This window comes from Chitinophaga varians (genome assembly GCF_014529945.1).
GTDB classification, from domain to species: Bacteria; Bacteroidota; Bacteroidia; order Chitinophagales; family Chitinophagaceae; genus Chitinophaga; species Chitinophaga varians.
In genome coordinates, this window is record NZ_JACVFB010000001.1 from 1 (window position 1) to 12,497 (window position 12,497).

Annotated in this window: 11 protein-coding genes; 4 read left to right on the forward strand and 7 right to left on the reverse strand. The window is 51.1% G+C overall.

Annotated features, from left to right (window positions below; translation table 11 throughout):
* Nucleotides 1-194: 194 nt before the first annotated feature.
* From ICL55_RS00005 to ICL55_RS00025, 5 genes are all read right to left on the reverse strand, one after another.
* Nucleotides 195-1,589, reverse strand: a complete 1,395-nt coding sequence (locus ICL55_RS00005) for a RagB/SusD family nutrient uptake outer membrane protein (protein ID WP_188094005.1) — start codon at nt 1,587-1,589, stop codon at nt 195-197.
* 10 nt (nt 1,590-1,599) lie between these two features.
* Nucleotides 1,600-4,953 carry a TonB-dependent receptor gene (locus tag ICL55_RS00010; protein ID WP_188094006.1) on the reverse strand — a complete coding sequence of 1,118 codons (3,354 nt, stop codon included), beginning with the start codon at nt 4,951-4,953 and terminating at the stop codon, nt 1,600-1,602.
* A gap of 297 nt (nt 4,954-5,250) precedes the next feature.
* Entirely contained in the window at nt 5,251-5,394 is a 144-nt protein-coding gene (locus tag ICL55_RS00015; RefSeq protein WP_188094007.1) for a hypothetical protein, read from the reverse strand.
* Nucleotides 5,395-5,466: 72 nt separating this feature from the next.
* Nucleotides 5,467-6,666, reverse strand: a complete 1,200-nt coding sequence (locus ICL55_RS00020) for a FecR family protein (RefSeq protein WP_188094008.1) — start codon at nt 6,664-6,666, stop codon at nt 5,467-5,469.
* A gap of 92 nt (nt 6,667-6,758) precedes the next feature.
* Nucleotides 6,759-7,349: an RNA polymerase sigma factor gene (locus ICL55_RS00025; RefSeq protein WP_188094009.1), complete on the reverse strand. Its 591-nt coding sequence runs from the start codon at nt 7,347-7,349 to the stop codon at nt 6,759-6,761.
* Nucleotides 7,350-7,540: 191 nt separating this feature from the next.
* Here ICL55_RS00025 and ICL55_RS00030 point away from each other — a divergent pair, with 191 nt between their 5' ends.
* The 3 genes from ICL55_RS00030 (at nt 7,541) to ICL55_RS00040 (ending at nt 9,535) form a co-directional block, all read left to right on the forward strand.
* Nucleotides 7,541-8,386, forward strand: coding sequence for a hypothetical protein (locus ICL55_RS00030; protein ID WP_188094010.1), 846 nt, complete (start codon nt 7,541-7,543; stop codon nt 8,384-8,386).
* A gap of 127 nt (nt 8,387-8,513) precedes the next feature.
* On the forward strand, nt 8,514-8,855 hold the full coding sequence (locus tag ICL55_RS00035; RefSeq protein ID WP_223151235.1) for a preQ(1) synthase: 342 nt from the start codon (nt 8,514-8,516) through the stop codon (nt 8,853-8,855).
* A gap of 206 nt (nt 8,856-9,061) precedes the next feature.
* Nucleotides 9,062-9,535, forward strand: a complete 474-nt coding sequence (locus ICL55_RS00040) for a cold-shock protein (protein ID WP_188094011.1) — start codon at nt 9,062-9,064, stop codon at nt 9,533-9,535.
* Nucleotides 9,536-9,720: 185 nt separating this feature from the next.
* Here the strand turns inward: ICL55_RS00040 and ICL55_RS00045 are convergent, their stop codons facing one another.
* Entirely contained in the window at nt 9,721-10,533 is an 813-nt protein-coding gene (locus ICL55_RS00045) for a lysophospholipid acyltransferase family protein (RefSeq protein WP_188094012.1), read from the reverse strand.
* Nucleotides 10,534-10,691: 158 nt separating this feature from the next.
* On the opposite strand from ICL55_RS00045, the gene ICL55_RS00050 reads away from it, so the two are divergent.
* Nucleotides 10,692-11,666: a helix-turn-helix transcriptional regulator gene (locus ICL55_RS00050; protein WP_188094013.1), complete on the forward strand. Its 975-nt coding sequence runs from the start codon at nt 10,692-10,694 to the stop codon at nt 11,664-11,666.
* Here ICL55_RS00050 and ICL55_RS00055 read toward each other — a convergent pair.
* On the reverse strand, nt 11,663-12,421 hold the full coding sequence (locus tag ICL55_RS00055) for a hypothetical protein (protein WP_188094014.1): 759 nt from the start codon (nt 12,419-12,421) through the stop codon (nt 11,663-11,665). The two genes, ICL55_RS00050 and ICL55_RS00055, sit on opposite strands and share 4 nt — an antisense overlap.
* Between the last annotated feature and the right edge of the window lie 76 nt (nt 12,422-12,497).

The following is a 12,497-nucleotide window of genomic DNA, read 5'->3' on the forward strand; positions in this document are numbered from 1 at the left end:
CTTAATCTTTCTTTGTTATTCTTGATCTCTGTTTATCATTCTTAATCTTTCTTTGTTATTCTTAATCTCTGTTTATCTTTCTTAATCTCTGTTTAATCATTCTTAATCTTTCTTAATCTTTCTTAATCTTTCTTTGGTAGTATAAAACACCATCTCTTTGCGCCCTTAATTTTTACTTAGCGCTCTTTGCGTGATCAGTAACCGCGGTTTTGCGTCAGCCTTGGATTACGGCCCAGCTCCCGCAAGGGTATAGGCCATAGCGTTTGATCGGCACTGATGCCCAGCACGGCGGTAGCGCGACCGGTACGTGCCAGATCATAGAAGCGGTGGCCTTCGAAGGCCAGTTCTTTGAACCGTTCGTTTTCAATGGCGATGGTCAGGTCAGCATCTGTTTCGCCGGCAGCAGGAAAATCAAAGGCGGAAGGAGCGGTGGTGGGCTGACCAAAGGCACGGCGGCGGATGATGTTGAGCATCTCTACGGCTTCGGCATGGTTACCCAGTTTGTCCAGCGCTTCGGCTCTCACCAGGATAATATCTGCCAGCCGCAACGCGATAAGGTTCGGCTCTGTACCGTTGGTCAGCCTCACGTATTTGCTGACGTAATTCACGGGTGTAGTGCCTGTAGAAACGCCAAGGCAGGCACTCCTGCGGATATCGCCAGCAGCATAGGCATTGAGGACCTTGTTGGTAGGCGCTATCTGATAACTGCCCGTCTGCTGGCCAGCAGGGATGCCGTTAACAGGCATATAGAAGCTGTACAATCCATTGGCCTGCGCAGAAGAACTGACATACTGTATCTCAAAGATGGATTCTGTACTGTTTTTACCACTCACGGTAAACATGTTGCTGTAGGCGGTACTACCATTCACCAGCGCGTAAGTAGTATTGTTCATCACATCCTGTGCCTTGATGGCGGCGGAATCATATTGCTTCATGCTGAGGTAAGCTTTGGCGAGTAGCGCTTTGGCGGTGCCCTGCGTGGCTCTTCCGCGTGTGTCGGCGCCGGCGGCAAAGCTGACAGGAAGTGACGATTCTGCGATGGTCAGGTCTGCAATGATCTGTCGGAAGATAACGTCCACGGGGGAACGTTCTATCGTAAAATCTGCGTTAAAGGAATTGTAAGGCTGTGTCACCAGCGGTACCGGGCCGTAAGCTTTGATCAGGTTAAAGTAAAAGTAAGCCCGCAGACAACGTGCCTCTCCCAACAGCTCCTGTTTACGGTTGCCGGTAAACAGGCTGTCTTTCATGCCCGGCAGGTTTTTCAGCAGATCGTTGGCCCTGCCGATGCCGGTGTAGTTGTTCTGCCAGTAGGCGGCCACAATAGGATTATCTACCGGTATGCCATGTTGACTGAAGGGCGCATAGTTGATAAGCAGTGCGGTGGTGGCATCGGAACCGGCATCAAAGGCCACCGGGAATTGCTGCGACAGCTGTTGTACGGCAGGATAGATACCTACGGCAGCGCTCTCGGCGTCGTTGGCGGTCTGCCAGAAATTATCTTCCGCAATGGTATATTCCGGCACCTGGTCCAGCACTTTAGTGCAGGAAGCGAAAGTTATAGCGAGTAAAATGAGTCCTGTTTTTTTCATGTCTGCTGCTTTAGAAGTTCAGGTTTAATCCGGCCATAAAGGTGCGGGGCTGCGGCTGCACGGCCCAGTCGATGCCCAGCTGTGAGTTCTTAACGGACTGGTTCTGTGATTCGGGATCATACCCGGAATAATTGGTGATCAGGAAGAGGTTCTGGCCACTTACATACACGCGCGCGCTGCTGATACGTACACGCTTCAGCAAAGCCGTGGGGAACGTATAGCCGACGGTGATATTCTTCATTCGAAGGAAGGAGCCGTCTTCCACAAAACGCTGGGAGACCTCGCCGTTGGTGAGACTGCCCGGTGTTACAGGATCGTTGAAGATGGCTTTGGGCACATCGGTTTGGGTGTTGGTAGGTGTCCAGCGGTTCAGCGTTTTGGCGTCACCGTTATTATAGTTGCTCATGCGTTCCAGCATGCTGCGGGTCTGGTTGTATACCTTATTGCCGTACGACCAGTAGAGGAAGAAGCTGAGATCTACCCCTTTATAACTGAACGTGTTGGTAAGGCCGCCGGTGAAGTCGGGGAGGGCATTGCCCAGGATAACCCGGTCGGCAGCGGTGATCTTACTGTCTTTATTAATGTCATCATAGATCATATTACCGGTGGCCGGGTCTACGCCTTTGTTACGGTAACCGAAGAAAGAGCCCACGGGCTCGCCTACACGGAAAATGCTGGTAGGCTGACTGGTATAGAAGGAGCCAGGCAGACTTTCAGTGAAATCGGAACTGGAGGGGTCGCCGGCCACGGTTTCAGGCAGACTGGTAATTTTATTGCGGTTGAAGTAGAGGTTGAAGTTGGTGTTCCAGGTGAACTTACCCCTGATATTTTCTGTGTTGATGCCTATTTCCAGGCCTTTGTTCATGAGTTGTCCGATGTTGGCGCCGTTGGTACGGTTAAAGCCGGAGGTATAGGGGAGTTCCAGTTTAAAGATCAGTCGGTTGGTGATTTTTCGATAGGCTTCTACGGTAACGTTGATGCGACTATCGAGGAAACTCATGTCCAGCGCCAGGTTGGTGGCGGTGGTGGCTTCCCAGCTAAGGTCGCGGTTAGAGAGGGAGGTAGGGGCAATGCCTGCGGCGGCGCCGTAGTTGTAGCCGGTAGAGTAGGTGGCCAGCGAGGGGAAGTCGCTGCCAAGACCTTCATTGTTGCCGGTAACGCCTACGCTGCCACGCAGTTTCAGGTCGCTGAAGAAACGCTGGTCCTTCATGAACTGCTCGTTGATAATACGCCATGCGGCGGAGACGGAGGGGAAGAAACCGTATTTTTTGTTGGCGCCGAAGCGGGAGGAGCCATCTGTACGCAATACGCCCTCCAGCAAATAACGGTCGTCATAATTGTAGCTCACCCGGCCGAAATAGCTCACCAGTCCCCATTTGGAGCGGTAGTCCAGTGGGGAGAAAAGGTTGGTGAAGCCGGTAACGGCCTCAATAATATCCGTAGAATTGGTATTGCCCGACACACCGATACGGCGCACATTGGCTTCCTGTGCGCTCTGTCCCAGCAAGGCAGTGAGTTTGTGTTTGCCACGGAGTGTAGGCGTATACGAGAGGGTGTTTTCATTCACCCACAGAAACTGGGAGAAGACGGACACGAAGCCGGTGGCAGGCGACTGGTTGTTGACCAGCTTGGACTGGTAACGGTCGTCCGTTACCTGCTGGTTGTCGAAACCGAAGCTGGTCCTGAATTTCAAGCCGGGAATGATGGTGTATTCGCCGTACAGGTTGCCGATGTAGCTGTCCACACCAGACTGAAAACGAAGGGAATTGGCAATCATCACCGGATTGGTCCAGCGGCGGTTAGGGTCCGTATAAAAGGTGCCGTTGGAATTGTAGATCGGATCGTTGGGATTTTCGATGAGTGCCAGCGCCAGTACGGACTGTCCGGAGAAGCTGTTGTCCATACGATTGTTGGTGGAATGTACGCCTGTAAGATTGACGCCGATTTTTATTTTATCGGTGGCCATGAAATCGAAGTTGACGCGGCCGTTGACCCGTTTGAAATGCTGCACGCCTACAATGGTGCCGGTTTGGTCGAGGTAGCCGACAGACACATAGTGAGAGGTGCGGGGCGTACCACCGGCAATAGACAGGTTGTAATTAGACACCGGGGCAGTACGGAAAATGGCGTTCTGCCAGTCCGTGTTCCTGCCCGTTTTCACGATGGTCGGATCTGGCGGAAGGCCCGCATTGGTGCGGGATTCGTTGAACAGGTCCACGAACTGGTCACCATTTAGCAGTGGCAGTCTTTTGGGTACATCCGACACGCCGGTGTACATGCTGAAATTGAAGCGGGACTTCCCTTCGGCGCCTCTTTTGGTGGTGATGAGGATAACGCCGTTGGCGCCTCTGGAGCCATAGATGGCGGTGGCGGCTGCGTCTTTCAGTATTTCCACCGACTGGATATCGTTGGGGTTGATGTTGTTGGTAGCCGTGATCCTTTGCCCATCGCCGGAAATGCCGTATTGCGCAGCGGGCAGGTTGCTCATAGGAACGCCGTCTATGATGTAGAGCGGACGGTTTTCTCCGAAGAGGGAGCCGTTGCCACGGATACGGATATACGTTTCATCGCCGGGGGCGCCGGAGTTCTGTACTACCTGCACGCCGGGAGCCTTCCCTTGCAGGGCAGCATCGAGATTAGTGACAGCCACGCCGGTCAGTTCGCTGCCTTTAATAGAAGAAACGGACGATGTCAGGTTTTTTTTCTGCTGGGTGCCGTATCCCACCACTACCAAGTCGTTCAGGGAATTGCTTTTTTGTTGCAGTACGATGTACAGCGTCTGTTGTCCGTTGACCGCCACTTCTTTCGACTCAAAGCCGACGGAGGTGCAGAGCAGTATACTGTTGTGCCCCGGTACGGACAAGGTGTAGTTCCCCTGTGCATCAGTGGTGACGCCGGTAGCGGTGCCCTTGACCCGGACACTGACACCCGGCAGCGGTTGACCTTTATCGTCCGTAATTTTTCCAGATACAGGCAGGCGGGCGGTCTGCGTCAGATTGTCCGCTGCCGATGGGGGACCGCTTTCCCTGCGTGTCACCACCACAATTCTGTCTGTGATCTGATAGGTCAGGGACAGTCCGTCGAGAAACGATTTCAGCACCTGGTCCAGCGGCGCGTCCTTACATTCCAGTGATACGCTTTTGTACGACGCAGCAGATTCACCGCGCCAGATGAAGGAATAACCTGTCTGCTGTTTCAGTGTGGAAAACACTTTCTCCAGCGGTACATTTTTCAGTGAGACAGTCACTTTTTGTGCGAAGCCGGCTGTACCTGCCAGCAGTAGTGCTAAGGTCAGTATCGCCCACAACGGCCTGGCCGGCTGTTTCTTCACAGCTGTGGGAATGCGCGTGGCAAGGAATTTCATATTTTTTTACTCGTGGATTTTATACATGAAGCAATCATAAAACGTGGACGTTTTACCCAATACTATCCCGCACCGGGGGCCCCCGGCCATTTCTGGTTCCCAGGGCTAAAGCCCTGGGTTAAAAATATTTTAGCGGAAGAAGAGAGGTGTTTGTTCTGGCTTTACTATTTAGTTGTTTGGTGCTGGTTGCGCCAGCTGTTTGATTTTAGTTTGGATTAATTGTATGATTTTGGTTTGTGTTAGTTGTTTGATGTTGGTTAGCGGTGTACACTTTTATATTTTAAATCGATTGTTTTTTTAAAAATTTTTCGCTGTGTTAAACAGCATCTCCATCTGATCAATCTCCTTAATCTCTTCAATTTCATCCATCTCCTTCATCTCTTCCATCTCCTTCATCTCCTCCACCTCTTCAATTCCCTCCATCAGACGATAGCAGATCATCCTATACAAATCCCCCTGTTCCAATCTCCGCTCGCCGATCAACAGCCTGAAAAACAAATCGTAGCCCGGGGCTTAGCCCTGGGACCCTGGGGAGACGACAACAACGTTGCCGTTTATACGAAACCGGACCATCTTCGTCATCTCCAGTGCTTTTAGCAGGCGGGTGATCTCTTCATTCCGGGATACGATGCCTGAAAGGGAGATGCCGCTCATATCGCCGTCATATCTGACTTCCACATTGTACCAGCGGGCCACTTCCCGCATGATGTTGCGGATATTGGTTTCCTGAAAGTAGAACTCGCCGTTTTTCCAGCTGAGGGTTTCTTCCAGATTGGGTTTGCTGATGCTGAACGGACCGCCGGCAGGCGCCATGGTAGCTTGTTCTCCGGGGCGCAGCAGTTGTTTCTCTGCTCCGTTGCGGAGGTTGACGGCGCCTTGTACGAGGGTGGTCCGGATGGCGTTTTCATCCGGATAGGCCATCACGTTGAAGGCGGTGCCCAGTACTTGTATATCCAGTTTGTTGACCGTAACGGTGAATGGTTTACGGTCATCTTTAGCGATATCGAAATAGGCCTCACCGGATACTTCCACGTGCCGGCTGTCGGCTGCGAAGGTGGTGGGGTAGCGGATGGAGGAGGCGGCGTTGAGCCATACCCGTGAGCCATCGGGGAGGGTGAGCTGATACATGCAGCCATGCGGTGTTTGCATGGTGTTGTACAGGACGCTGGCGTTGTTGCCGTCGGCCAATTGATAGGCCACCTGTCCGTTGGTGAGTTTAACGACGCGGGCGCTGCCTTGTTGGGCGATGGTGCCGTTGGCGATGCTGTCGAGCGATACGCGGGAGCCGTCGCCCAGTATCAGCACGGGGTGTGCGGTGCCGGGTTTGACGGGTTTGTCGGCTGCGAAGGCCGTAGCGTATCGATGCCGGGAGGCAAATTTCCAGGTACCCCCTACCAGCAGGCCGAAGATGGCTGCCGCTGCGGCATATTTGAACCAGGGCCGGTACACAGGCGGTTTGCGTGTGGGCGGCAACATAGATAGCTGGGCATCTTGTTGCCGGGCTTTGAGCAGTATTTCATCCGCCATCTCTGCAGGGTCGTAGTCGGCGGCTTCGGCATAGGCCGGGTTACTGAAGGCTTCTTCCAGCAGGCGGGAAAGCAGGGCCTTATTGTCCCGTTCCATGGCCATCTGGCGGAAACGGTGTATCTCGGCGGCATTAAGCGTGCCGTTCATATACCCTTTGAACAGTATTTCAAATGATGTGTCAGACATGCGGATGCTGGTTTAAGGTCATCTGTTTTCCGGCTGTATCATAAAGGACGGAAAACAGGAGGGGGGTAAGACAGTGAAATGAAAAAATATTTTCAGGAAAATGCGATCAGGAGCACCAATAACGTGAAGATCCGTTCCGGATGGCGCTCGAGGTAGTCACGGATGCTGCGCAGGGCCCTGACGATATAGGTTTGGGAGCTTACAACGGAAATGTTCAGCTGCCGGGCGATCTGCGGATGACTGAGTCCCTGAAACCGGTGCAGGATAAATACTTCCTTCACTTTTGCGGGCAGATGTTCGATGGCTTTGCGGAGGGTATTCTCCAGTTCCCGGTATTCCAGCCGGGCGTGAGCGTCCTGGAGCGGGTCGACCTGTAAATGGCCGGTCAGCGCATCCAGGTTGTCGGTGCGCAGCACTTTTCGGGACAGGAAGTCCATGATCAGATTGCGTGCACATACATAAATAAAAGTACCGGCGTTGTCTACCTCCGAAAGTTTCTGGCGGTTGTTCCACAGTTTCAGGAAGATATCCTGTGAGAGGTCTTTGGCCTGCTCCGGTGAACGGGTCAGACGTAATGCGGTTCCATACACCTGCGGCCAGTATTGCTGTACCAGCTGCCGGAAGCTGCGTTCATCGCCGCTGGCAACGGCGAGCAACCATTGTTTTTCATTACCGTGGTCCAAAAGTGGTGTCGTTGATATAACAGGAGCGTGGTATGAAAATAATACAAACACCCGGTATTTACAAATTACGAATGACGAATGACGATTGAGCGCTGTTTTACGGGGAGGTTGCCTGGTAATCTCTCCAATAGGTCCCCCCATTCGTCATTCGTAATTCGTCATTCGTAATTGATAAAGTGTATCTTGCTGCTATGTTAACACTCGATGACAGGGCCTGGGAGTTCCTGAGCGGCCCGTTCGGTATCGATGAAAGTCTGCCGGAAGCCATTACTGAATTAAAGTCGGCTTATTCCAAAGAGCTGCTCGATGATATTATCTGGGAGCGGATCTACCATCAGAATACCTTATACGAAAATACGTTCGCGGCTATTCCGCACCTGCTGGAACTGGCGGCCAATGGCGCCGACCCGGAAATGCAGGCCGATATCCTCTGTAGTCTGGCGGTACTGATCGCGGAAGATGTTAATCCGCCGCTGTCAGGTACCATTCCGCAGGAATTCAGCGATAACACCGATCTCACGGCGGAACAGATACGCAGTATCTATCATGACTATCTGCAGGCACTGCGGCAACTGCCTGCGCTGTGCGAAGCGCTGATACCGGAAGTCCGGCTTCATATGGAAGAAGACGAGCGGAACTACTTCCTGGCGGCGATGGCCGTGGCACATGGACGAAGTGCTTTTGCCCGTGTTTTTATCCAATATAATGAGGGAGAAGAGTATATCGCGCATTGCGATGCCTGCGGCACAGATACTTTTGTGTGGCCCGCAGCAAATCAACTGGTGCTTTACCGGGAAGACCCGGTGTTTCATAAGGAGCAGGAGGGAACGCCCATCACGCCTCACCCGGATAAGACGCCGGCGTGGGACGGTAGGACGATCACCGATGAGAACATGTACGATTGGGGATATCATTTCCTTTGTCAGCTGGATATGCGCACGCTGAAGACGCGCTGGCCTTACCTGTTCGGTACGGCCTGCTGCCCGGGCTGCGATCAGCCACTGGACGTATTTAAAAGCATCCTCGCGGGAGTATAATTATCATCATCCTATAAAAATTGTTTAATCAGCCATTATGACAAAAAAATTGTATCAGCAGATAGATAAGACTATCCTGCAAGGGCTGCCCAACCCTTCGAAAGAGAAATATGAAATGAAAATATAAGTGCCTGAATTCACTTTTCTCGGGGTACACGAACAGCCGGACTTCGCTAAACTGTACATCACTTTCTATCCCAAAGGCAAAATCATCGAACTAAAATCGCTGAAACTTTATGTTTATCATCTCCGGGATATCATCGTGTCTTACGAACGCCTGATCAACATCATATATGATCATATGATAGAAACTTTTCAGCCCGACAGGCTGCGGCTGACCCTCGTGTGCAACCCGCGCGGCGGCATCAGCTCCAAGCTGGTCATTGATTCCGACTGGAAAGACAGGGGCGGGGAGGAGAAATTCAAGGACTATCCTGAGCGGGACGATGAGTGGGGCATCCTCATGTAAACGTCCTCTTTTTTTGTCTTCCTGCGCCGGTTGATATATATGTTTATATTTCATGCGTTTTTCCGAATTTCCCGGTTATCATGAAACCTGTGCTGACAGCGTCTTTGAGTTATGTGCTAGTATGCAATTTTTTTGTATCTTCGGGGAAGGTAAATGACACCTTTAAAAAACTGAACAGGGAACCATTTACCGGCAAATGAAAAATTATGAATAAGTCATCAGAAAACTCCGGTAAAAAGGAAAATCTCAGTAAAAAAGAAGTAGAAAAAAGAAAACTGCAAAAACAGAAGGAAAAACAGGAGAAAAAAGAGGAGAGACAGGCGAACAGCAAAAAAGGTAAAAGTTTGGAAGACATGATGGCCTACATCGATGAAGATGGCAATATCACGTCTACTCCTCCAGACCCCAGCAAAAAGAAAGAAGTCAACCTGGAAGACATTCAGATTGGCGTGGCGCGGCAGGCAGAAGGTGAACCTGTCAGCCAGATCCGTACAGGGACCGTCACTTTCTTCAACGAATCCAAAGGCTATGGCTTTATTAAAGACCAGCGTACCCAGGAAAGCATCTTCGTGCATGTGAACGGACTGCTGGACCGGGTGCGGGAAAATTCCAAAGTCACTTTTGAAGTGGAAATGGGACACAAAGGCCCTAACGCGGTACGGGTGAAACTGGTAAAATAAGTCTGTATATGATATGTAAAAGCTGCTGACAGCCAGCGGAGGACTATCCTCCGCCGGATGTCAGCAGCTTTTTTATTGCAGGCTGTCCCGGTGTTGTATCATGACAAGATACAGCAACGCTGCCAGCATCAGCATAAAGGTCAGTCCCGCGAGTGCGAGACAGGCAAGTACTAAAAACAGTGTATTCATGAGCGTAGGTTTGTTTTCCAGCGCCGGTGCGTCCACAGCCAGTAGGCGGGCGACTGGCAGATGTCTTTTTCCAGGCGGGCGTTAAAAATACGGGTGATCTCAAAAGGGGCCGTTGCGGCCGGTTGATCGGTGATTAATGAAAAAGACATCTCCCACTGGCGAGGTTTCCGTTTACGAATAACGGCATATACCACCACCGCATCCACCGCCCTGGCCAGCCGCTCTGTGCCCGTGATCACCCGCGTAGGCTGATGCAGGAAATCCATCACATATTTGCTGTGAGGCGTCGACTGGTCGGCGATGAAGATGTAAGCCGCCGGCGGTACATTGTGCTGTAACAAGTGGCGCGGGGCTTCGTCTACCGTCAGCAACTGTACCCCAAACCGCGATCGTATCCGCCTCATCAACCGGTCAAAAAAGGGGTTGCTCAGCGGTTTGAACACCGCATATACCGGACAGCGCAACAAAGGAGGCAACAATGACATACATTCCCAATTGCCATAGTGCCCCAGCATGATCATCACTGACCGGCCCTGCGCCTGATATTCATCTATCAGCCAGGCGTTGCGCAATACCAGCCGCTGACGGACCAGGCGGCGTGGCACCATCATCAGCACCGGCATCTCTGTGAAAAGCCGGCTGAAATGGCGGTAAAAGTCAACCGCTATCCGCTTGATTTCTCCATACGATTTCTCCGGAAAGGAGCGCGACAAATTCTGTATCACTTCCGTGTAGCGGTAACGTATCACCCGGTACAACAGGAAATAAATAAACCACGTAAAGCCAGCAGGAGACATCCTGTCTTTCATATATATATTGGTTAAAAAAAAGTTAAAGCATCGTCGGGAGGCAGGGTAAATGCCTGCTGAAGTGTCAGTACCACTGATCGCTGCCCAATACAAAGAGACAGCAATTACCTATCAACTTGTTGCGGTAAACGGATATACTTTTACACTAAACGGATTTTATGGCGAACACTTTCAGGAACAGCACCGGAGAGGTATTATATGTGGAAGAGAATAGCATGCGGCTGCCGGAAATAATGCAGACAACAGACAGACAGCTACGGCTGCCTTTCTGGGACATCGACTTACAACAGCACTACTGTGATGGTATACACGTAGCGCATTGTAACATTACGGTACGGGAAGATCTCTATGTGACCAGCGGGCCGGATGCGCCCGTCCCCGGAATGGTGTTCGTGCAGCAGGGAAGAATCACCGCCACAGGACATAATAGCCGGGTCACACACAGCTTTGCACAGGGACAGCATAACTTCTTCCGTAATCCGTATAATCCGCAGTCCAGTGTTTTCTATGAACAGCAAAACCTGCAGTTGCTGCTGGTGGGATTCGCCCCAGAACGTTTCCTGCAGCTGGCGGAGAACGCAGGGCCTGTGCTGTACCAGGTAGCTGATAATATGGTGGCCGGAAGGGAATGGGAACATAAAGAAAATCTGCCCGTTACCCGGCAGATGCAGTCCGTTATACATGATATTAATACCTGCCGCTTCCAGGGTAAGATGAAAGACCTCTACCTGCAAACGAAAGCGCTGGAACTGCTGCTGCTCCGTTGCGAACAACAGGAGCTGCAACAGCAACTGGTAAGGAAAAATATAAAACTATCTGAAACGGATATACGAAAAATACATGCAGCGCGGGAATGCCTGTTGGCTGATATTCATCATCCGCCTTCACTGGGGCAACTGGCGCGGCAAACGGGCCTTAATGAGTTTAAACTGAAGGCTGGGTTCAGAAAGGTGTTTGATAACAGTGTGTTCGGTTATCTGCGGGCATATCGTTTAGACATGGCGTGGCAGCTGTTGAAGAAAAAGGAGTTATCGGTAACGGCGGTGGCTTATGAGGCAGGATATACGACAGTACAGCATTTCAGTAAGGAATTCAGCAAACATTTTGGGGTAAGTCCTTCGCGGATCGACTAGGGTTTGAGTACAGCATAGTAATGCCCGTTTTGTTCTTTCCACTGGAAATAGCGGTCAAACAAGGCTTTGCGCGCAGCGGCGGTCATACGGTCGTTGAGCTTTTCGCGTAAAAGCTGTTGCAGTGCGGAGGGCAGCGCTGCGCTGGTGATGCTGTTGTCTGACAATGAAACGGTATTAATCAGGCAGGTATCTTTATCGAAGAAACCACTGATCGCCGCAATGGCACGCTGGTCGGGAGATACATCATATGCTACGGAAGATACCGGCATGCGGTAAGGATGTTGTTTGTCTGCCGCCAGATCGAAAATAGTGTTTTGAAAATAACCTTCTTCCGGCACAAACTCTTTTTCATGCACCAGGTACCGGTCCCGCAATAGTTGATAAGGGACCTGATTGCCGTTGTTGTAAAGGAACCAGTAATGTGGTTTGCCTTGTTGTTCTTCTATCAGATACACCGGAAAATTGAATGTTTGTGCGATGTGTACCAGCAGTTTGCCGGGAAGGCTGTCCAGCGGCTGTACGCCAATGTAGTAGCCTGATTCATTGGACCGGTTGGTGACATCTGCCGGTGAAATATTACGACCCTTATAACGGATACGGTAGTTGTAGGCTGTATTTTTACTTCCCGTATCCCAGCTGTTATACCGTTGTTTGCTGGTGATGACCGTAAAGGGCCCATAGTCTTTTTGCTCACTACAGGCGGCCAACAGCAGTATACCCAGGCTGGTGAAGATAAGGTTGAAAATTTTTTTCATGATAGGAAGATAACTTTATTTATCTGTTTTTTCCCGGTTGTGATCTTTTTAACATTTCAGAAAGGTTACCTTTTCC

Excerpts from the sequence above, each read along its gene's own strand:
- ICL55_RS00005 (WP_188094005.1), bottom strand. The coding sequence starts at position 1,589 with ATGAAAAAAACAGGACTCATTTTACTCGCTATAACTTTCGCTTCCTGC.
- ICL55_RS00010 (WP_188094006.1), bottom strand. The coding sequence starts at position 4,953 with ATGAAATTCCTTGCCACGCGCATTCCCACAGCTGTGAAGAAACAGCCG.
- ICL55_RS00015 (WP_188094007.1), bottom strand. The coding sequence starts at position 5,394 with ATGATCTGCTATCGTCTGATGGAGGGAATTGAAGAGGTGGAGGAGATG.
- ICL55_RS00020 (WP_188094008.1), bottom strand. The coding sequence starts at position 6,666 with ATGTCTGACACATCATTTGAAATACTGTTCAAAGGGTATATGAACGGC.
- ICL55_RS00030 (WP_188094010.1), top strand. The coding sequence starts at position 7,541 with ATGTTAACACTCGATGACAGGGCCTGGGAGTTCCTGAGCGGCCCGTTC.
- ICL55_RS00040 (WP_188094011.1), top strand. The coding sequence starts at position 9,062 with ATGAATAAGTCATCAGAAAACTCCGGTAAAAAGGAAAATCTCAGTAAA.
- ICL55_RS00045 (WP_188094012.1), bottom strand. The coding sequence starts at position 10,533 with ATGAAAGACAGGATGTCTCCTGCTGGCTTTACGTGGTTTATTTATTTC.
- ICL55_RS00050 (WP_188094013.1), top strand. The coding sequence starts at position 10,692 with ATGGCGAACACTTTCAGGAACAGCACCGGAGAGGTATTATATGTGGAA.
- ICL55_RS00055 (WP_188094014.1), bottom strand. The coding sequence starts at position 12,421 with ATGAAAAAAATTTTCAACCTTATCTTCACCAGCCTGGGTATACTGCTG.